Genomic DNA, 18,660 nt, shown 5'->3' on the forward strand with positions numbered 1-18,660 from the left:
TTTTCGCTTCCATGGCGTGGTGCGGAGTTGCCCGCCGCACCACCCGCCGGTCGTGTCAGTTGCGATTGCCGCCGAGCACGCCGAGAATGGCCAGCAGATTGGTGAAAATGTTGTACAGGTCAAGGTAAATGGCCAGCGTCGCGGTGACGTAGTTCGTCTCGCCCCCATTCACGACACGCTGCACATCGAACAGGATGTACGCAGAGAAGATGGCGATGGCGATCACCGAGACCGTCAGCATCAGCGCCGGCAGTTGCAGCCAGATATTGGCGACCGAGGCCAGCAGGATCACGAGCACGCCCATGAACAGCCACTTGCCCAGCCCGCTGAAGTCACGCTTGCTGACAGTGGCGACCGTTGCCATGACGCCGAAAATCACGGCGGTGCCACCGAACGCCATCATGATGAGCGATGCGCCGTTCGAGAATCCCAGCACGAAGCTCAGCAACCGTGTGAGCATCAATCCCATGAAGAACGTAAAGCCCAGCAGCAACGCCACCCCCACGCCGCTGTTCTTGAAGCGCTCAATGGCGAACATGAAGCCGAATGCGATCGCGAGGAACGCGATCATGCTGACCATCGGGCTGCCCGCGAACAGCGCGAAGCCATAGTTCACGCCCAGCCAGGCCCCCGCAATCGTCGGCAGCATCGACAACGCGAGCAGCCAGTACGTATTGCGCAGCACCTTGTTGCGCATCTGTACGGTCGTGACGTCGCGCATCCCGCCGTAGCCGAAACGTTGGAAATCCTGGTTCATATCTTGTGTTCTCCGTGGTCATTGTGCCCGCCGGCGGGGCCGGCAAGCGCCTCTTGACGCTTACGACAACCGGCTTTTGTCGCCGGTCGATCCCCCGCAGCCATTCGTCTGGCTCGTCGTCGAAGTCACAGGATACCGAAAGATGGCGGGGAAAGCGCTCGGACGCTTCTCAAAATGTCAGGGCGAATGCCCGAATTTCAATCCGCCGCGTCGTTGTCCAACCCTCCTATGTAGGGAGGGTGTCGGAATCCCGCGATGATCCTGACTTCACGACAAGCCGGATCGTCCCGGCCGTCCTGCGTTTGAGCGGTATGCGCACTGTAGGTTCCATCCCCATCATAACAGCCTTCGTGCTACAATCACGGGTTCATGTTGGTTGTATAACTGCTTAATTTTTTGGAGTTTTTCATGGCAGTCGAACGCACTTTGTCGATTATCAAGCCCGATGCCGTTGCCAAGAACGTGATCGGCCAGATCTATAGCCGCTTCGAGAACGCGGGCCTGAAGATCGCTGCTGCCAAGCTGGTGCATCTGTCGCGCGCCGAAGCCGAGCAATTCTACGCCGTGCACAAGGAACGTCCGTTCTTCAAGGATCTGGTCGATTTCATGGTCTCGGGCCCGGTGATGATCCAGGTTCTGGAAGGCGAGAACGCCGTGGCGAAGCATCGCGATCTGATGGGTGCAACCGACCCGAAGAAGGCTGAGAAGGGCACGATCCGCGCCGACTTCGCCGACAGCATCGACGCCAACGCCGTGCATGGCTCGGACGCCGCTGAAACGGCTGCCGTGGAAGTGTCGTTCTTCTTCCCGGGCATGAACGTCTACGCGCGCTAAGTCGCGTCTAGCCGCTCCATGGCAGGAAGTTACCGAAGGGATGTTGAAGGACCAAGGTCATGACCAACCTCACGAATCTGCTTGATTACGATCCGGACGGTCTGGCCGCCTATTGCGGCTCGCTCGGCGAGAAGCCGTTCCGTGCCCGCCAGCTCCAGCGTTGGATCCACCAGATGGGCGCCGCCGATTTCGACGGCATGACCGATCTGGCCAAGTCGCTGCGCGAGAAGTTGCACACACGCGCGACGATCGCGTCGCCCGATGTCATCACCGACCACCTGTCGGCTGACGGCACGCGCAAATGGCTGCTGGACGTGGGCAACGGCGATGCCGTCGAGACGGTCTACATCCCCGAGGAAACGCGCGGCACGCTCTGCGTCTCTTCGCAGGCGGGCTGCGCTGTCAATTGCCGGTTTTGTTCGACCGGCAAGCAGGGTTTCTCTCGCAATCTGTCGCTCGGCGAAATCATTGGTCAGTTGTGGATGGCCGAATTCGCATTGCGCCGCGACCTCGGACGCGAGGGCAAGAACGAGCGTGTTATCACCAACGTGGTGATGATGGGCATGGGCGAGCCGCTGCTCAACTTCGAGAATGTTGTGGGGGCGATGCGCCTGATGCTCGATGACAACGCCTATGGGTTGTCGCGGCGCCGTGTCACGCTGTCGACCTCGGGTGTCGTGCCGATGATGGATCGGCTGGGCCAGGAGTTGCCCGTGGCGCTGGCGGTGTCGCTGCATGCGCCGAACGACGCGCTGCGCGATGTCCTCGTGCCGCTCAACAAGAAATATCCGTTACGCGAGCTGATGGGCGCGTGCGAGCGTTACCTGGAAGTGGCGCCACGCGATTTCATCACGTTCGAGTACTGCATGCTCGACGGTGTGAACGACACCGAGGCGCATGCGCGCGAGCTGGTCGCACTGACGCGCGACGTGCCGTGCAAATTCAATCTGATCCCGTTCAATCCGTTTCCCGAGTCCGGGCTGTTGCGCTCGAAGGATCCGCAGATCAAGCGCTTTGCGCAAATTCTGCTCGACGCGGGCCTCGTGACGACCGTACGAAAGACGCGCGGCGACGATATCGACGCCGCTTGCGGTCAACTCGCCGGCGAGGTGCAGGATCGCACGCGACTTGCACAGCGCGGTAAATTCGGGAAAATCGCGGTCGAGGTGCGTACCGTATGACGTTGCGCATGGGCGAGCGCGGACCGTGGCGAGGGCCGTCGGCCCCGCGCGTGCCATGTCGCTCGTCGGATCTGTCTCGCACGACAGCATTCCTTGCGCAGGGCGCGTTTTGTGTCCTGCGCGATTCCTTCAGTTCCTTGCAGAAACTTCTGATGCGCCGAGCAGATCCTTACGCCGCGCGCACGGCAGGTGATGGCGGGGAATTGTGGTCAGCATATCCTCAGCCGCTGCGGGCGGCTGCTTACGAACGGGGGCGTATCGATGGATAACCAGAATCAGGCGGAAGCCGGCGGGCAAGCCGAGGCTCAGGGCCCGGGCGCGTCACAGGGCGCGGCCGCCGGATGGGCTGAGCTGGGGGCGCAGGTGGGGGCGCAACTGGCCGCATTGCGCGAGAAGCGCGGCATGTCGATCGAAGACGTGTCGGCGCGCCTGAAAATCTCGGTGCAAAAGCTCAAGCGTCTGGAAACCGGCGAGTGGGAAGCGCTGCCGGAAATCCCGTTTATTCTGGGGGTCGTGCGCAGTTATGCACGTATGCTCGGGGCCGACCCGGAGCCGATGATCGAGCCGCTGCGCAGTTTCGGCCGCGCCGCTGCCGTCGATGTTCCGCAGGCGCCGGTGGGCCAGCCCAGCATCCCGAAGAGCCCGGTGCGTTTCCGCTCGCCGGTCGCCGCGTCGCAGGCCAAATGGCCTTGGGCATTGGTGGCTCTGGTCGTGATCGCGGGCGCCGCGTGGTACTTCGGCAACGCCCACAAGGCGGGCCGTGGGTCGGTCGAGCCGGCCGAGCTGGCCAGCGCTGTGTCGGCGCAGGGTGTGGAGCCCGCCAGCCAGCCAGTGGTTGCCGACGCCAATGGCACGCCGCCGGGCGCGGAAAGCGCGAACATCGGCAATACGGAAAGCACGGTCGACAGCGCTTCGGCCACGACGGCGGCGGGCCCGGGCCTGCTCGCCGCGGCCGACCCGACGCATGTGGTTGCCGGGCTCGCCGGGGCGAGTTCGCCGTCGGCGGCGGCACCCACGCCGGCATCTGTGGTCAGCGCGGTCGCGCCCGGGACTGGCAAAATTTCGTTGCGGCTGAAATCCGATAGCTGGGTCGAAGTGCGTTCGAAGGGGGGCAAGGTGCTGTTCTCCCAGCTGATGCGCGCTGGCACCGCACAGGAAATTACGGGCGATGCGCCGCTCAAGATCGTTGTGGGCAACGTGGCGGGCGTCGAATCGCTGGAATTCAACGGTCAACCGGTCGAGATCAAGTCCCGCAATGCGGGTAATGTGGCGCGTCTGACGCTGCAGTGAGACCGAAAGAGGGTAATCATGGCTTCTGTAGAATGCATGCCGATCATCGGCGGTCCGGCACCTCGTCGTCAGTCGCGTAAGGTCGCCATCCGCTGGGGCGGCCAGCTCGTGACGGTCGGTGGAGACTCGCCGATTCGCGTGCAATCGATGACCAACACCGATACCGCAGACGCGATCGGCACGGCCATTCAGGTCAAGGAACTCGCACAGGCGGGTTCGGAACTGGTGCGCATCACGGTGAACACGCCGGAAGCGGCCGCCGCCGTGCCGGCGATTCGCGATCAGCTCGATCGCATGGGCGTGGCCGTGCCGCTCGTGGGCGACTTCCATTACAACGGTCACAAGCTGCTCGCCGACTACCCGGCGTGCGCCGAGGCGCTGTCGAAGTACCGCATCAATCCGGGGAACGTCGGGCAGGGTGCCAAGCGGGATACGCAGTTCTCGCAGATGATCGAAATGGCGATCAAGTACGACAAGCCGGTGCGAATCGGCGTGAACTGGGGCAGCCTGGACCAGGCGTTGCTCGCACGCATCATGGACGAGAACGCTGCGCGCGCCCAACCCTGGGACGCGCAAAGCGTGATGTACGAAGCGCTCATCACGTCGGCGCTCGAGTCGGCGGCGTTGGCGCAGCGCGTGGGTCTGTCGGCCGACAAGATCCTGCTGTCGTGCAAGGTGAGCGCCGTGCAGGATCTGATCGCCGTGTATCGCGAACTGGCCAAGCGCTGCGACTACGCGCTGCATTTGGGATTGACCGAAGCCGGCATGGGCTCGAAGGGTATCGTGGCGTCGACGGCGGCGCTGTCGGTGCTGCTGCAGGAAGGGATCGGCGATACGATCCGCATCTCGCTCACGCCCGAGCCGGGCGGTGCGCGTACCGCGGAAGTTGTCGTGGCGCAGGAAATCCTGCAGACGATGGGCCTGCGTGCGTTCGCGCCGATGGTCATCGCCTGCCCGGGTTGCGGCCGCACGACGAGCACGGTGTTCCAGGAACTCGCTTCCAGTATTCAGACATATCTGCGTGAACAAATGCCGGTATGGAAGGCTCAATATCCTGGCGTCGAGACCATGAACGTGGCGGTGATGGGCTGCATCGTGAATGGTCCGGGGGAATCGAAGCACGCGAACATCGGCATCAGCTTGCCGGGTTCGGGCGAGTCGCCGGCCGCGCCGGTCTTTGTCGATGGCGAAAAGGTCCGCACGCTGCGCGGCGATCGTATCGCCGAAGAGTTCCAGCAGATCGTCGACGAGTACGTGAAGACCCGCTACGCTCAGACCGAAGGAGCGGTCACCGCCTAAGCAGGCAGGACACAAGAAAATATGACTGACGCAAAGAAGAAGCGCCCCGCCAAACTGGCCGGGGTCAAAGGCATGAACGACATCCTCCCGCAGGATGAAGCCTTGTGGGAGTTTTTCGAGGAATCGGTGCGCGCCATGCTGCGCGCCTACGGCTATCAGCAGATCCGCACGCCGATCCTCGAGCACACGTCGTTGTTCACGCGTGGTATTGGCGAAGTGACCGATATCGTCGAGAAGGAGATGTACAGCTTCACCGATTCGCTCAACGGCGAGCAGCTCACGATGCGCCCCGAGGGAACGGCTGCGGCCGTTCGCGCCACGCTCGAACACAATTTGCTGTACAGCGGCCCGAAGCGCCTGTGGTACTTCGGTCCGATGTTCCGCCACGAGAAGCCGCAGCGCGGCCGCTATCGCCAGTTCCACCAGGTGGGGGTTGAAGCACTGGGGCTTGCCGGCCCGGATGCGGACGTCGAAATCATCCTGATGTGCCAGCGCCTGTGGGACGATCTCGGCCTGACCGGCATCCAGTTGCAACTCAATTCGCTGGGCCAGGGCGAAGAGCGTGCGCGTCATCGCGCCGATCTGATTGCCTATCTCGAGAAGCACGTCGACCTGCTCGACGAAGACGGCAAGCGCCGTCTCTACACGAATCCATTGCGCGTGCTCGATACGAAGAACCCGGCGATGCAGGCGATGGTCGAAGGGGCGCCGAAACTCATCGATTACCTCGGCGAGGACTCGATCAAGCACTTCGAAGGCGTGCAGTCGCTGCTCAAGGCGAACAACATCCCGTTCACGATCAATCCGCGCCTGGTGCGCGGTCTGGATTACTACAACCTGACCGTGTTTGAATGGGTGACCGACAAGCTGGGCGCGCAGGGCACGGTCGCCGGTGGCGGCCGCTACGATCCGCTTGTCGAGCAACTGGGTGGCGACGCCACGCCGGCGTGCGGCTGGGCGATGGGCGTTGAGCGAATTCTCGAATTGTTGCGTGAAGACGACCTCGTGCCGCAGGCCGAAGGGGCCGACGTCTACGTCGTGCACCAGGGTGAGGCGGCGGTTGCGCCGGCCTTGATCGCGGCCGAGCGCATGCGCGACGCCGGGTTGAACGTCGTGTTCCATTGCAGCCCGGACGGCAAGGGCAGCAGCTTCAAGTCGCAAATGAAGCGAGCGGATGCGAGCGGCGCGAACTTCGCCATCATCGTCGGTGAAAACGAAGTGGCGTCGGGTACCGTCGTGGTCAAGCATCTGCGTGCCGCCGATCCGGCGAACAACCAGACGAGCGTGGCGTTCGAGGCCCTCGCGGAGCACCTGATCGACGCCATCGTCGCCAGTGCCGACGAAAGCGTGAACGAAAGCCTGGCCGACGACGGCACGGCGAATACGACGCTTCATTAACCCAAGACGCCAGACACGGAGAACCCCGGCGAATGAGCAGCTATCACGAGGAACAGGAACAGATCGAGAACGTAAAGGCCTGGTGGAAGCAGTACGGCAATTACGTTGTCTGGATGCTGGTCGTCATCATGCTGGCCTATGGTGGCTGGAACCTGTGGCGTTATTACGACCGCAAGCAGACTGTCGAGGCTGGTGTGCTTTACGGCGAGCTGGAAACCGCAATCGACGCCAAGGACAAGGCGAAGGTGGCGCGTATCGCGTCGGACATGGAAAGCAAGTTCAGCGGTACGCCTTACGCCCAGATGACGGCGCTGCTGGCAGCCAAGTCACTGGCGGACGCTGGCGATGTGGCGCTTGCGAAGGCGCAACTGCAATGGGCTGTGTCGAACGCGAAAGACGACGAGTACAAGCAACTCGCCAAGCTGCGTCTGGCCGGTGTGCTGCTCGACGAGAAGGCGTACGACGAGGCGCTCAAGCTGCTCGACAATCCGCCGGCGCCGTATGCCGGGCTGTTTGCTGATCGCCGTGGCGACGTGCTCGTCGCACAGAGCAAGATGGCCGACGCGCGGGCCGCATACAAGCTGGCACTCGACAAGCTCGATAAGCAGGACTCGGGCATGCGCCAGTTCGTTCAGTTCAAGCTCGACGCGCTGGGGGCCTGACGCGCGTCGGCATTCCGTTGGCAAGTATTACCCTCCCATAACGCAAAATCGGGTACATGATGATCTTTAACGACTTCCGTCGATCGATGCCGCAAACGATGGCCATGTCACAGTCCGTCTCGACGCGCCGTGGCATTTTCAAGCGCGCGGGCAGCGCCGTGACGATGCTGGCCGTGCTGGGTACGCTGGGAGGGTGCGGACTCTTTGGCAGCAAGCCGGCGCATGAGCCGACGCCGCTCACGGAGTTCAAGCAGGCGCTGAACGTCAAGCAGATCTGGACGGCGAGCGTTGGTAAGTCCGGCGCCTATAGCTTCGCACCGGTCGCCGTGGGCAATGCCGTGTTTGCGGCGGGCGCCAACGGCAGTATCGTGCGCGTGGATGCCGACACGGGCGCCTCGACTTGGTCGGCCAAGGCGGATACGAACATCACCGCCGGTCCGGGCAGCGATGGCGAGACGACGGTCGTCGCGACGCACAAGGGCGACGTGATCGCGTTCGATCACGACGGCAAGGCGTCCTGGAAGGCCAATGCCGGTAGCGAAGTGCTCACGGCGCCGCTGGTCGGTCGGGGTCTGGTCGTCGTGCGCGCGATCAACAACCGGGTGACGGCGTTTGACGCCACCACCGGTTCTGTGCGCTGGTCGTACTCGCAGCCGACGTCGACGCTGACCCTGCGCACCGGGACCGGCATGACGTTTTTGGGCGATCGTGCGGTCGTGACGGGCTTCCCGGGTGGCAAGCTGGTGGCGCTCGATGCCAACACCGGCAACCCGCTTTGGGTCACGCCGCTGTCGTACCCGAAGGGCGTGACCGAGGTGGAGCGTGTGAACGACGTCACGGGCACGCCGGTCGTCTTCGGCCGCCAGGTGTGCGGCGCCACGTTCCAGGGTCGTGTGGGATGCGCCGACGTGCAGACCGGCAATGGCCTGTGGGCGCGTGATTTTTCGTCGCCGAATGGTGTGACGCAAGACGAGCGCGTCGTGGCGGCGGTCAACACGGACGGTGCCGTCTACGCTTTCAACGCTGCCGATGGCAGTACACTGTGGCAGAACGACAAGCTCAAGTACCGCGATTTGTCGGCGCCGTTGGCGCTCGGCCGCGTCGTGGTGGTGGGCGACAAGCAGGGCTATTTGCATTTCCTGTCGCGTGAGAACGGCGAACTGCTCGCCCGCGTCAAGCTCAGTGGTGCGATCAGCGCACAGCCGATTCTCGCCGGCCAGACGCTCGTCGTGCAAACGCGCGACGGCAACATTTACGGCTTCCGTCCGGATTAACCGGTGACCGGCAGCACCCGGGCATTTTCCGGGAACGGCCGGCAGCGCGCCGGCCGTCTTCGTTTTTAGGCTTATTCATGAAACCCGTGATCGCGCTCGTAGGGCGCCCCAACGTCGGCAAATCGACGCTATTCAACCGTTTGACCCGCTCGCGCGACGCGCTCGTCGCCGACATGCCAGGGCTCACGCGCGACCGTCACTATGGCGAGGGGCGCGTTGGCGAGCATCCGTACCTGGTGATCGACACCGGTGGCTTCGAACCCGTGGCCAAGGACGGCATTTTCCACGAAATGGCCAAGCAGACGCGTCAGGCCGTGGTCGAGGCCGACGTGGTGATCTATATCGTGGACGGGCGTCAGGGCCTGACGCCGCAAGACCAGATCATCGCGGACTATCTGCGCAAGACGGGACGCAAGATCATGCTCGTGGTCAACAAGGCCGAGGGCATGAAGTACAGTGCGGTCGCGAATGACTTCTACGAACTCGGCCTGGGCGATCCGCTGGCGATCTCGGCGGCACACGGCGACGGTGTCAAGGAAGTCATCGACGAAGCCATCGCGCCGTTCTATGCCAATCAGGACGAGAACGAGGACAGCACGCGCGACGACGGGCGAGTGAAGATCGCGATCGTCGGGCGTCCTAACGTTGGCAAGTCGACACTGGTCAACACGCTGCTCGGCGAAGAGCGCGTGATCGCGTTCGACATGCCGGGGACCACGCGCGATTCGATCCACATCGAATTCGAGCGTCAAGGGCGAAACTACACGTTGATCGATACGGCGGGGCTGCGTCGTCGTGGCAAGGTGTTCGAAGCGGTTGAAAAGTTTTCGGTTGTGAAAACACTGCAATCGATTGCCGATGCGAACGTCGTGATCCTCATGCTCGATGCCCGTCAGGACATCTCCGATCAGGACGCGCACATTGCCGGCTTCATCGTCGAGTCGGGACGTGCGGTGGTCGTCGGCGTGAACAAGTGGGACGGGCTGGACGAGTATTCGCGCGACCAGATCAAGCAGGAGCTTGAGCGAAAACTCAAATTCCTTGGCTTTGCGAATTTTCACTTTATCTCGGCGACGAAGTCCACAGGCATTGGCCCGCTGATGCGTTCGGTGGACGATGCGTACGCGGCGGCCATGACCAAGTTGCCGACGCCGAAGCTCACGCGCGCCCTCAACGAGGCGGTGGAGCACCAGCAGCCGCGGCGTTCCGGGTTCTCGCGTCCGAAGTTGCGCTACGCGCACCAAGGGGGCTCGAATCCGCCGATCATCGTCATCCACGGGAATAGTCTCGATGGCGTGACCGACAGCTATCGCCGCTATCTGGAGAATCGTTTCCGGGAAACTTTTAAGTTGAAGGGCACTCCATTACGCATAGAGTTTCGCAACAGCGCGAACCCTTACGCCAAGGGCGAATGAAAGCCAAACCCGGGCGGGGTTTTGCTGGCGACGCTAGCAAAATCAGCTATAGTGTGGAAGTCAAGGCGGGAAGCGCGCACACGCCTTGACTTACGGTCATTTGCTAAAAATACAACGGAGTTATATATGAGCAACAAAGGGCAACTTCTACAAGACCCGTTTCTGAACGCCTTGCGTAAGGAGCATGTTCCCGTCTCGATCTATCTGGTCAACGGTATCAAGCTGCAGGGAAACATCGAGTCGTTTGACCAGTATGTCGTCCTGCTGCGCAACACGGTCACCCAAATGGTTTATAAGCATGCCATTTCGACGGTCGTGCCTGCGCGTCCGGTGAATTTCCATCCGGAAGCCGAGCAGTCCTGATTCAGGCTCGCCCGACCGGGAGTCACTCCGGCCGGGCGAATTTCTCTTCCCCATCGCCCGCTCTTGTCCAACAGTCCCAATACCCACTCCCCGCGTAGCTTGACCATCAACGCCGCGCTCGTCGGCATCGATTTCGGCAAACTCGATTTCGAAGCCAGTCTCCAAGAACTCGACCTTCTGACGCAATCCGCAGGCGCCACGCCTGTCGTGACCGTTACCGGCCGTCGCCGTAGCCCGGACGCGAAGCTGTTCATCGGTAGTGGCAAAGCCGAAGAACTGCGTGCCGCGATCCACGAGTACGACGTCGAACTGGTGATTTTCAATCACGCCCTGACCCCGGTCAGCAGCGTAACCTCGAACATCTGCTGCAGTGCCGTGTGGTTGACCGCACCAGCTTGATCCTCGATATCTTTGCCCAACGCGCCAAGAGTCATGAGGGCAAGCTGCAGGTCGAACTTGCGCAGTTGCAGTATTTGTCCACGCGCCTCGTGCGCGCCTGGACTCACCTGGAACGTCAGAAGGGGGGTATCGGTCTGCGCGGACCGGGTGAGACGCAGTTGGAAACCGATCGTCGTCTGCTCGGCGAGCGAGTGAAGTCGCTCACGGTCCGGCTCGAGAAGCTCCGGCGCCAGCACGACACGCAGCGACGTGCGCGCAAGCGCAGCGGCACCATGTCGATCTCGCTCGTGGGCTATACGAACGCGGGCAAATCCACGCTGTTCAACGCGATGACGAAAGCCAACGCTTACGCCGCGGATCAACTGTTCGCCACGCTCGATACCACGTCGCGTCGCCTATATCTTGGCGATGCCGGGAACATCGTGCTGTCCGATACTGTCGGATTCATCCGCGAGTTGCCGCACCAGTTGGTGGCGGCATTCCGGGCGACGCTTGAGGAGACGGTGCACGCCGACATGCTGTTGCATGTGGTGGACGCCTCGAGTCAGGTGCGTCAGGAGCAGATGGCCGAGGTCAACGCCGTTTTGGCGGAGATTGATGCCGCGGACATCCCGCAGATTCTCGTCTGGAACAAGATCGACGCGGTGCCTGAGTTGGCCGCACAGGGACCGAGGATCGAGCGGGATGAAACCGGGCGCATCACGCGAGTCTTTTTGAGCGCGCGAACCGGCCAGGGCCTCGACCTGCTGCGTGAGGCCATCAGCGAGGCGGTTGTGGCCAGCACTGCTGGGTTACAATCGCAGCAAGAAGCGCCCGATGTCCGGCTCATCGACCGTTGGGACGATGCGCCGCGCGCAGAAGACAGATAACACGAGACGTTGCACCATGTAGGTCGGGTTGCCATGGGGATTTCCGGCATCACGGCCCAACGAGGGCGACGACCTGGCAAGAGACCAGACGGAGGCCGGTCAAGGCCGCCGATCGGCACACCAGATTCGGGAACCACGCGCGAACCGGCAGCATGCGCACTCCGAAGTGGGCGTGCCGGTCGCAACGCCAAGACCGCTTCAGTCACCACGCTTCTACCTATGCTTCCAAAAGCTTTGATGCGACGAGTTGGCTTGATCTTCTCCCTGAACGACCCGCGCTGGGGCGGGACGGCGGCGGCGATTCGCCGTCCGGTAATCAGGAACCGAACCGCCCCGATCGTTCGAACAATCCGAATTCGCAGGATCAGAAGGAGCCGCAGCGCGGACCGCAAGGTCCGCAGCAGGACGGCCCGCCCGACCTCGATGAACTGTGGCGCGATTTCAATCGGCGTCTTAACCGTATCTTCGGCCGCAAGGGCGGTGGGAGCGGTAACGGCGGCTCGAATAGCGGCGCCGGGGGCTCGCGTGGCTCGGGTATCGGCGTCGGCGTGGTCGTCGCGCTGGCATTCCTTATCTGGCTGGCAACGGGCGTCTTCATCGTCCAGGAAGGGCAGGTCGGCGTCGTCACTCAATTCGGCAAGTACAAGTACACCACGACGTCAGGTATCCAATGGCGTCTGCCATATCCGTTCCAGGCGGTCGAGATCGTCAACATGTCGCAGATCCGTTCGGTCGAAATCGGCCGCTCGAACACCATTCGCGACACCGATCTGAAGGACTCGTCGATGCTCACCGGCGATGAGAACATCATCGACGTGCGCTTTGCCGTGCAGTACCGCATCAAGGACGCCACCGAGTTCCTGTTCAATAACGTGGATGCCGAATCGTCGGTGAATCTGGCCGCGCAAACGGCCGTGCGCGAGATTGTCGGCAAGAGCAACATGGATTTCGTGCTCTACGCTGGCCGCGAAGAAATCGCCAATGAACTCGTCACGTCGATTCAACGCATTCTCGACGGTTACAAGACCGGCATCCTGGTCACGAGCGTGACGATGCAAAGCGTGCAGCCGCCTGAACAGGTGCAGGCCGCGTTCGACGATGCGGTGAAGGCGGGTCAGGATCTGGAGCGTGCCAAGAATGAGGCGCAGGCCTACGCTAATGACGTGATTCCGCGCGCCAAGGGCACGGCGTCGCGTCTGACGGAAGAGGCGGCCGGGTACAAGGCGCGCGTTGTGTCGCAGGCGCAGGGCGATGCCGATCGCTTCAAGTCGGTGCAGGAAGCGTATGCGAAGGCGCCGGGCGTCATTCGCGAGCGGATGTATCTCGACACGATGGAGCAGATCTACTCGCGCACCACGAAGATCATGGTGGATTCGAAGAACAACAGTTTGTTGTATCTGCCGTTGGACAAGATCATGGAGCGTTCGCGTGGCGACGCGTCGGCCCCGGCACCGGCCTCGGGCGCCAGCACGGGGAAGGCCGCGGGTTCGCCCGCCGCCGATGACGGCAGCGATGTTGACCATGATCGATCGCGCGCGGCACTGCGCAACCGCGAACGCGATTCACGCTAAGGGGATAAGCGCATGAACCGTATTGGAACCGTTATTGTCGCGCTGATCGTTTTGTTGATCGTGCTTGCCTCGACCATGTTCGTGGTGGATCAGCGCCGTTATGCCGTGGTGTTCTCGCTGGGCGAGATCAAGGACGTCTATAGTCAGCCCGGCCTGAAATTCAAATTGCCGCCGCCGCTCCAGACCGTGTTGTATCTGGATAAGCGCATCATGACCATCGACAACCCCGAGCCGGAACGCTTCATCACGGCCGAGAAGAAGAACCTGATCGTCGACTCGTACGTGAAGTGGCGTATTGTCGATCCGCGCAAGTTCTATGTCAGCTTCAAGGGGGATAGCCGCCTCGCGCAGGATCGTCTGACGCAGCAGATTCGCTCGGCGTTGCAGGAAGCATTCACCAAGCGCACCGTGACCGAAGTCGTGTCGTCGCAGCGCGATCAGGTCATGCAGTGGGTGAAGCAGAAGGTCGGCGAGGACGCTGCGCAAGTCGGCATCGAAATTGTCGATGTGCGGATGCGCCGGGTCGATCTGGCCGCAGGTATCAGCGATTCGGTCTATAGCCGGATGGCGGCGGAGCGCAAGCGCGTGGCGAACGAATTGCGTTCGACCGGCGCGGCCGAGGCCGAGCAGATTCGCGCCGATGCCGACCGCCAGCGCGACGTGGTCGTGGCGGAGGCCTATGCCAAGGCGCAGCAGGTCAAGGGGGAGGGCGATGCGACGGCTGCCGGTATCTACGCGCAGGCGTTCGGTCGCGATCCGCAGTTCGCTCAGTTCTATCAGAGCCTCGAAGCGTACAAGGCCACCTTCCGTGACAAGCGCGACGTGATCATTGCCGATCCGAACAGCGATTTCTTCCGATTCATGCGTGGTTCCGGCGGCGCGGCTGGCGCGCCGGCCGGAAAAGCGCGAAAATAGCGTCCTTGACATCCGAGTAGCTGCCACCGCCCGCGTCAATCGCGGGCGGTGGCATTTTGGCCGAGTCCCCTGTGAGCACCAGCACGCTTCTTCTCGCTTTGGCCCTCATGCTGATCGTCGAGGGAATGTTTCCGTTTGTCGCGCCAGACCGGTGGCGGCAAAGTTTTCGTAAAATAACGGAAATGCCGTCCGGCCAGATTCGCTTTTTCGGTTTGGCCGCCGTCTCGCTGGGGCTGATTCTGATGCTGCTGGCCGACCACTAAAAGGCGCTTTCTCGCGCCGCCTGAATACCGAAATACCCATGCCGAACTGGCTACTCCCCGAAAATATCGCCGACGTGCTGCCTTCCGAGGCACGCAAGATCGAAGATCTGCGCCGGCTGATGCTGGACCGTTTCCGTACCTACGGCTACGAACTCGTGATGCCGCCGATGCTCGAGTACGTCGAGTCGCTGCTGACCGGCACCGGCCATGACCTCGATCTGCGCACTTTCAAGCTCGTCGATCAGCTTTCCGGGCGCACCATGGGCCTGCGTGCGGACATTACCCCGCAGATTGCCCGTATCGATGCCCATTTGCTCAATCGCAAGGGCGTGACGCGTCTGTGTTATGCCGGAAGCGTGCTGTTTACGCGTCCGCGCAATCTGCTGGCGACGCGCGAGCCATTCCAGATCGGTGCCGAAATCTTTGGGCACAGCGGGCTCGAAGCCGATCTCGAGATCCAGGAACTGCTGCTTTACTGTCTCCAGCTTGCCGGTCTGAAGCAGATTCGTATCGATTTGTGCCACGCCGGTGTGCTCGAAGCGCTCATCGAAGGCGTGCCGGCCGCTGAGGCCGTCGAGAGCGAGTTGTTCGGGGCATTGGCCACGAAGGACGTGCCGCAGCTCGAGGCGTTGACCCGCGATCTTCCGGCGAGCCTGCGCGATGCCTTGCTGGCGCTGACCACGCTGTATGGCGAACCGGCCGAGACGCTCGCTCGTGCCCGCAAGGCGTTGCCGGACCTGCCCGGCGTGAGGGCGGCACTCGACGATCTGGCCTATCTGGCTGCGGCGCAAAGCAAGGACGGGCCGGCCGTATTGTCGATCGATCTGGCCGATTTGCGCGGCTATCAGTACCACAGCGGCGTGATGTTCGCGGCCTATGTCGACGGCATCCCCAATGCGATTGCGCGCGGCGGCCGTTACGACAAAGTGGGCCAGGCGTTTGGTCGAGACCGTCCGGCAACGGGTTTTTCGCTGGATTTGCGTGAGTTGGCCGCGATTTCTCCGATCGAAGCGCGGAGTAACGCGATTTTGGCGCCGGCCGACGATGTGCCGGGGCTGCGTGCGAAGATCGACAGCCTGCGCAACGCGGGCGAAGTCGTTATTCGCATGCTGCCGGGCCACGATCAGGATTTCGAGGAGTTCACGGGCGACCGCGTCCTTGTCGAAAAAGCGGGCCAATGGGTTGTGACACCCCGGTGAACGTCGCTGAAAAAAGCGGCACTAGCCTACGCCAACACGGGTAGAATACGTTTTTAACCAAACCAACTATTGTTATGTCCGGCAATGCTTTGAATCAGGGGCGCAACGTCGTCGTTATCGGAACTCAATGGGGCGACGAAGGTAAGGGTAAGGTCGTCGACTGGCTGACCGATCACGCGCAAGGCGTGGTGCGTTTTCAAGGTGGCCACAATGCCGGACATACGCTCATCATTGGTGGCAAGAAGACAATTCTGCGCCTGATTCCCTCGGGCATCATGCACAAAGACGTCACCTGCTACATCGGCAACGGCGTGGTGCTCTCGCCGGAAGCGCTGTTCAAGGAAATCGAGGAGCTGGAAAGCGCGGGCCTGAATGTGTGCGGCCGTTTGCGCATTTCCGAAGCCTGTACGCTGATTCTGCCGTATCACGTCGCCATCGATCAGGCGCGTGAAGCCCGTCGCGGCGCCGGTAAGATCGGTACGACCGGTCGCGGCATCGGCCCGGCTTACGAAGACAAGGTCGGCCGCCGCGCGCTGCGCGTGCAGGATCTCTTCGATCCGGAGACTTTCTCCGAGCGTCTGCGTGAAACCCTCGATTATCACAACTTCGTCCTGACGCAATACTTGGGCGCGAAGGCCGTTGACTTCCAGGAAACGCTCGATACGATGCAAAGCTACGCTGCGCGCCTGCAGCCGATGATCGCCGACGTGTCGCAGATGCTCTACGCGGCCAACCGCGAAGGCCAGAACCTGTTGTTCGAAGGTGCTCAGGGCACGTTGCTCGACATCGATCACGGCACGTATCCGTTTGTGACCAGCAGCAATTGCGTCGCGGGTGCCGCTTCGGCTGGCGCGGGCGTCGGTCCGCAACAACTCCATTACGTGCTGGGCATCACCAAGGCCTATTGCACGCGCGTGGGAGCGGGGCCGTTCCCGAGCGAACTTTACGATGCGGACAACCCCGCCCGTCAGGAAGCGATCGGCCTGCAACTGGCCACGGTCGGCAAGGAATTCGGTTCGGTGACGGGCCGCCCGCGCCGTACCGGCTGGATGGATGCCGCAGCACTCAAGCGCTCGATTCAGATCAACGGCGTGACCGGCCTGTGCATGACCAAGCTCGACGTGCTCGACGGTCTCGACACGGTGCGTCTGTGCGTCGGCTACAAGATTGGCGACAAGACGGTCGACATCCTGCCCCGTGGTGCGGTGGATGTAGCCCGATGCGAGCCGGTGTACGAAGACTTCCCCGGCTGGTCGCAGAGCACGGTGGGTGTGACGGCATGGGACCAATTGCCGGCTCAGGCGCAGAACTATCTGAAGCGCATTGAAGAGGTGAGCGGTATTCCGATCGACATGGTGTCGACCGGCCCGGATCGTGACGAAACCATCTTGTTGCGTCACCCGTTCAAGCACTGAAACACCGTAGCGTTGGCACAGCACACCATGAATCTACCCCAAAACGACGACAAGAACCTTTGGGTCTCGTGGGACGAGTATCATCGGCTCATCGAGCGACTTGCGCTCAAGGTCTACGAATCGAACTGGAAGTTCGACAAGATCCTGTGCCTGGCCCGGGGTGGCTTGCGTGTGGGCGATCAACTCGCGCGCATCTACGACGTGCCGCTCGCGATTCTGGCGACCAGTTCCTATCGTGAAGCCGAAGGTACCGTTCGCGGTGACCTCGACATCGCTCACTTCATCACCATCACGCGCGGCGAGCTGGAAGGCCGCGTGCTGCTGGTCGACGACCTGGTCGATTCGGGCGTGACGCTCGAGCGCGTTGGCAAGCACCTGAAGGAGCGTTTCCCGAAGGTGACCGACGTGCGCTCGGCGGTGCTGTGGCACAAGGCGTGTTCGAAAGTGGCGCCCGATTACGCGGTCGATTTCCTGCCGACGAATCCGTGGATTCACCAGCCGTTTGAAGAGTACGACACGCTGCGTCCGCACAATTTGTCGGCGTGGATCAAGCGCGGCACCTGAGCGACGACGGGATGGCTGAACGTGCCGCTAGGCGGCGTTCGGCAAGGGGGGGAACCCCGACAAACAGGCGGTGACATCGTGAGATGCGCCGCCTGTTTTGTTTTGAGCGCGCGTCGTTGGTGCGTTGTCACTTGATTGCGGCGTGATCGAATGGCCTTACGGCGAGGGCATATGGCGGCTGATTTCCTTTCTGCTTGAGGCTTCGTCGGTTCGCTCGATGTGATCTGATGCCGTATGAATCTCGATTTTTGGAATTCCCGCGGCTGCGGTCCCGTCATGAATCAGTGGTGGCGTTCCTATCCCTTGATTGGCACAGTAGGGCTCGCGAGCGTGCTGGCGATCGCCAGCACGCCGAGTGGCGCGGCGTCGGCGGTGGCCGGGGTGCGGACCGCTGACGGGATTCGGTATGTGTCGGTGACCGACCAGACGTCGATGGCAAAGGCCAAGGTGGCCGCGCTGGATCGTTGCCGAACCCAACTGGCTTCCGGTCGCCGGGGCGGGCGATGCGAAGTGTTGATGTCCGGTAATGGGCCGGCTTACTGGGCGGTCGTGCGTGCAGTCAATGGGGAGATCGGCATCGCGCTGGGTGACACGCAGACGTCTGCCGTTCAGGACGCCTTCGTCGTGTGTCAGCGCGCAGGGCAATGTTCGCTCGATAGCGCGCAGGTGTGGTTCGATAGCGGTCAGCGCCCGGGGAGGCGTTTGCCGACACCACAGGCGGCGTCAGCGTCGCCCGCACCATGCCGGATTCCTACCGGGCAGGTGGTTCGCATGCAGACACGATGCATCGACGGTGCATGTGTGCGAACGTATGAAAACGGATGCACCATTCGCTTCCAGGCGGCTCGTTGTTTCGATAAGGGAACGAGCCAATATGTTTGGCAACCGAACGGCTGTGACGAAGATGACTGATGGCGCGCATCCTGCATCACGATGAACAACGGGCGCACAGAGGCGCCCGTTGTTCATTCCTCGCTGACTTGATGCGGTGC

Annotated in this window: 17 protein-coding genes and 1 pseudogene; 17 read left to right on the plus strand and 1 reads right to left on the minus strand. The window is 62.1% G+C overall.

The features are described from left to right. Positions 1-55 precede the first annotated feature (55 nt). Positions 56-721 carry a Bax inhibitor-1/YccA family protein gene (locus DRB87_RS09035; protein ID WP_369751541.1) on the minus strand — a complete coding sequence of 222 codons (666 nt, stop codon included), beginning with the start codon at positions 719-721 and terminating at the stop codon, positions 56-58. 444 nt (positions 722-1,165) lie between these two features. On the opposite strand from DRB87_RS09035, the gene ndk reads away from it, so the two are divergent. The 17 genes and pseudogenes from ndk to DRB87_RS09120 all read left to right on the plus strand — a co-directional run bounded on the left by ndk (position 1,166) and on the right by DRB87_RS09120 (position 18,580). Further along, the gene (gene ndk / locus DRB87_RS09040) at positions 1,166-1,591 is read left to right on the plus strand and encodes a nucleoside-diphosphate kinase (RefSeq protein WP_017231638.1); all 426 of its coding nucleotides are present in this window, start codon (positions 1,166-1,168) and stop codon (positions 1,589-1,591) included. A 59-nt stretch (positions 1,592-1,650) separates the two neighbouring features. Next, positions 1,651-2,772 (plus strand): 23S rRNA (adenine(2503)-C(2))-methyltransferase RlmN, encoded by a 1,122-nt coding sequence (gene rlmN, locus DRB87_RS09045; RefSeq protein WP_130025655.1) that lies wholly within the window; start codon positions 1,651-1,653, stop codon positions 2,770-2,772. A 261-nt stretch (positions 2,773-3,033) separates the two neighbouring features. Beyond that, positions 3,034-4,062, plus strand: a complete 1,029-nt coding sequence (locus tag DRB87_RS09050) for a RodZ domain-containing protein (RefSeq protein WP_165385265.1) — start codon at positions 3,034-3,036, stop codon at positions 4,060-4,062. Between the two features lie 18 nt (positions 4,063-4,080). Next, positions 4,081-5,361 (plus strand): flavodoxin-dependent (E)-4-hydroxy-3-methylbut-2-enyl-diphosphate synthase, encoded by a 1,281-nt coding sequence (gene ispG, locus DRB87_RS09055; protein ID WP_039829649.1) that lies wholly within the window; start codon positions 4,081-4,083, stop codon positions 5,359-5,361. Positions 5,362-5,382: 21 nt separating this feature from the next. Beyond that, a complete protein-coding gene (gene hisS, locus DRB87_RS09060; RefSeq protein ID WP_130025657.1) occupies positions 5,383-6,759 on the plus strand; it encodes a histidine--tRNA ligase in 1,377 nt (458 codons plus the stop codon). Positions 6,760-6,791: 32 nt separating this feature from the next. Next, positions 6,792-7,421 carry a tetratricopeptide repeat protein gene (locus DRB87_RS09065; protein WP_017231562.1) on the plus strand — a complete coding sequence of 210 codons (630 nt, stop codon included), beginning with the start codon at positions 6,792-6,794 and terminating at the stop codon, positions 7,419-7,421. A gap of 98 nt (positions 7,422-7,519) precedes the next feature. Next, entirely contained in the window at positions 7,520-8,695 is a 1,176-nt protein-coding gene (gene bamB, locus DRB87_RS09070; RefSeq protein WP_165385420.1) for an outer membrane protein assembly factor BamB, read from the plus strand. Positions 8,696-8,772: 77 nt separating this feature from the next. Next, entirely contained in the window at positions 8,773-10,110 is a 1,338-nt protein-coding gene (gene der, locus DRB87_RS09075; RefSeq protein WP_017231564.1) for a ribosome biogenesis GTPase Der, read from the plus strand. 126 nt (positions 10,111-10,236) lie between these two features. Continuing rightward, positions 10,237-10,473 (plus strand): RNA chaperone Hfq, encoded by a 237-nt coding sequence (hfq, locus tag DRB87_RS09080; protein ID WP_010807283.1) that lies wholly within the window; start codon positions 10,237-10,239, stop codon positions 10,471-10,473. A 99-nt stretch (positions 10,474-10,572) separates the two neighbouring features. Further along, a pseudogene (gene hflX / locus DRB87_RS09085) lies at positions 10,573-11,741 on the plus strand (GTPase HflX). Next, positions 11,708-13,312, plus strand: a complete 1,605-nt coding sequence (gene hflK, locus DRB87_RS09090; RefSeq protein WP_240756238.1) for an FtsH protease activity modulator HflK — start codon at positions 11,708-11,710, stop codon at positions 13,310-13,312. Before hflX ends, hflK begins: the two are co-directional and overlap by 34 nt. A 12-nt stretch (positions 13,313-13,324) precedes the next feature. Beyond that, positions 13,325-14,227 carry a protease modulator HflC gene (gene hflC, locus DRB87_RS09095; protein ID WP_017231567.1) on the plus strand — a complete coding sequence of 301 codons (903 nt, stop codon included), beginning with the start codon at positions 13,325-13,327 and terminating at the stop codon, positions 14,225-14,227. 107 nt (positions 14,228-14,334) lie between these two features. Next, positions 14,335-14,490, plus strand: coding sequence for a DUF2065 domain-containing protein (locus DRB87_RS09100; RefSeq protein WP_150553354.1), 156 nt, complete (start codon positions 14,335-14,337; stop codon positions 14,488-14,490). A 38-nt stretch (positions 14,491-14,528) separates the two neighbouring features. Continuing rightward, positions 14,529-15,689 (plus strand): ATP phosphoribosyltransferase regulatory subunit, encoded by a 1,161-nt coding sequence (locus tag DRB87_RS09105; RefSeq protein WP_130025660.1) that lies wholly within the window; start codon positions 14,529-14,531, stop codon positions 15,687-15,689. A 74-nt stretch (positions 15,690-15,763) separates the two neighbouring features. Continuing rightward, the gene (locus DRB87_RS09110) at positions 15,764-17,104 is read left to right on the plus strand and encodes an adenylosuccinate synthase (RefSeq protein ID WP_130025661.1); all 1,341 of its coding nucleotides are present in this window, start codon (positions 15,764-15,766) and stop codon (positions 17,102-17,104) included. A gap of 27 nt (positions 17,105-17,131) precedes the next feature. Beyond that, positions 17,132-17,668: a phosphoribosyltransferase gene (locus tag DRB87_RS09115; protein WP_017231571.1), complete on the plus strand. Its 537-nt coding sequence runs from the start codon at positions 17,132-17,134 to the stop codon at positions 17,666-17,668. Positions 17,669-17,971: 303 nt separating this feature from the next. Then, on the plus strand, positions 17,972-18,580 hold the full coding sequence (locus DRB87_RS09120) for a DUF4189 domain-containing protein (protein ID WP_165385266.1): 609 nt from the start codon (positions 17,972-17,974) through the stop codon (positions 18,578-18,580). Positions 18,581-18,660 lie beyond the last annotated feature (80 nt).

Source organism: Pandoraea sp. XY-2 (assembly GCF_004193915.1).
GTDB lineage: Bacteria > Pseudomonadota > Gammaproteobacteria > Burkholderiales > Burkholderiaceae > Pandoraea > Pandoraea cepalis.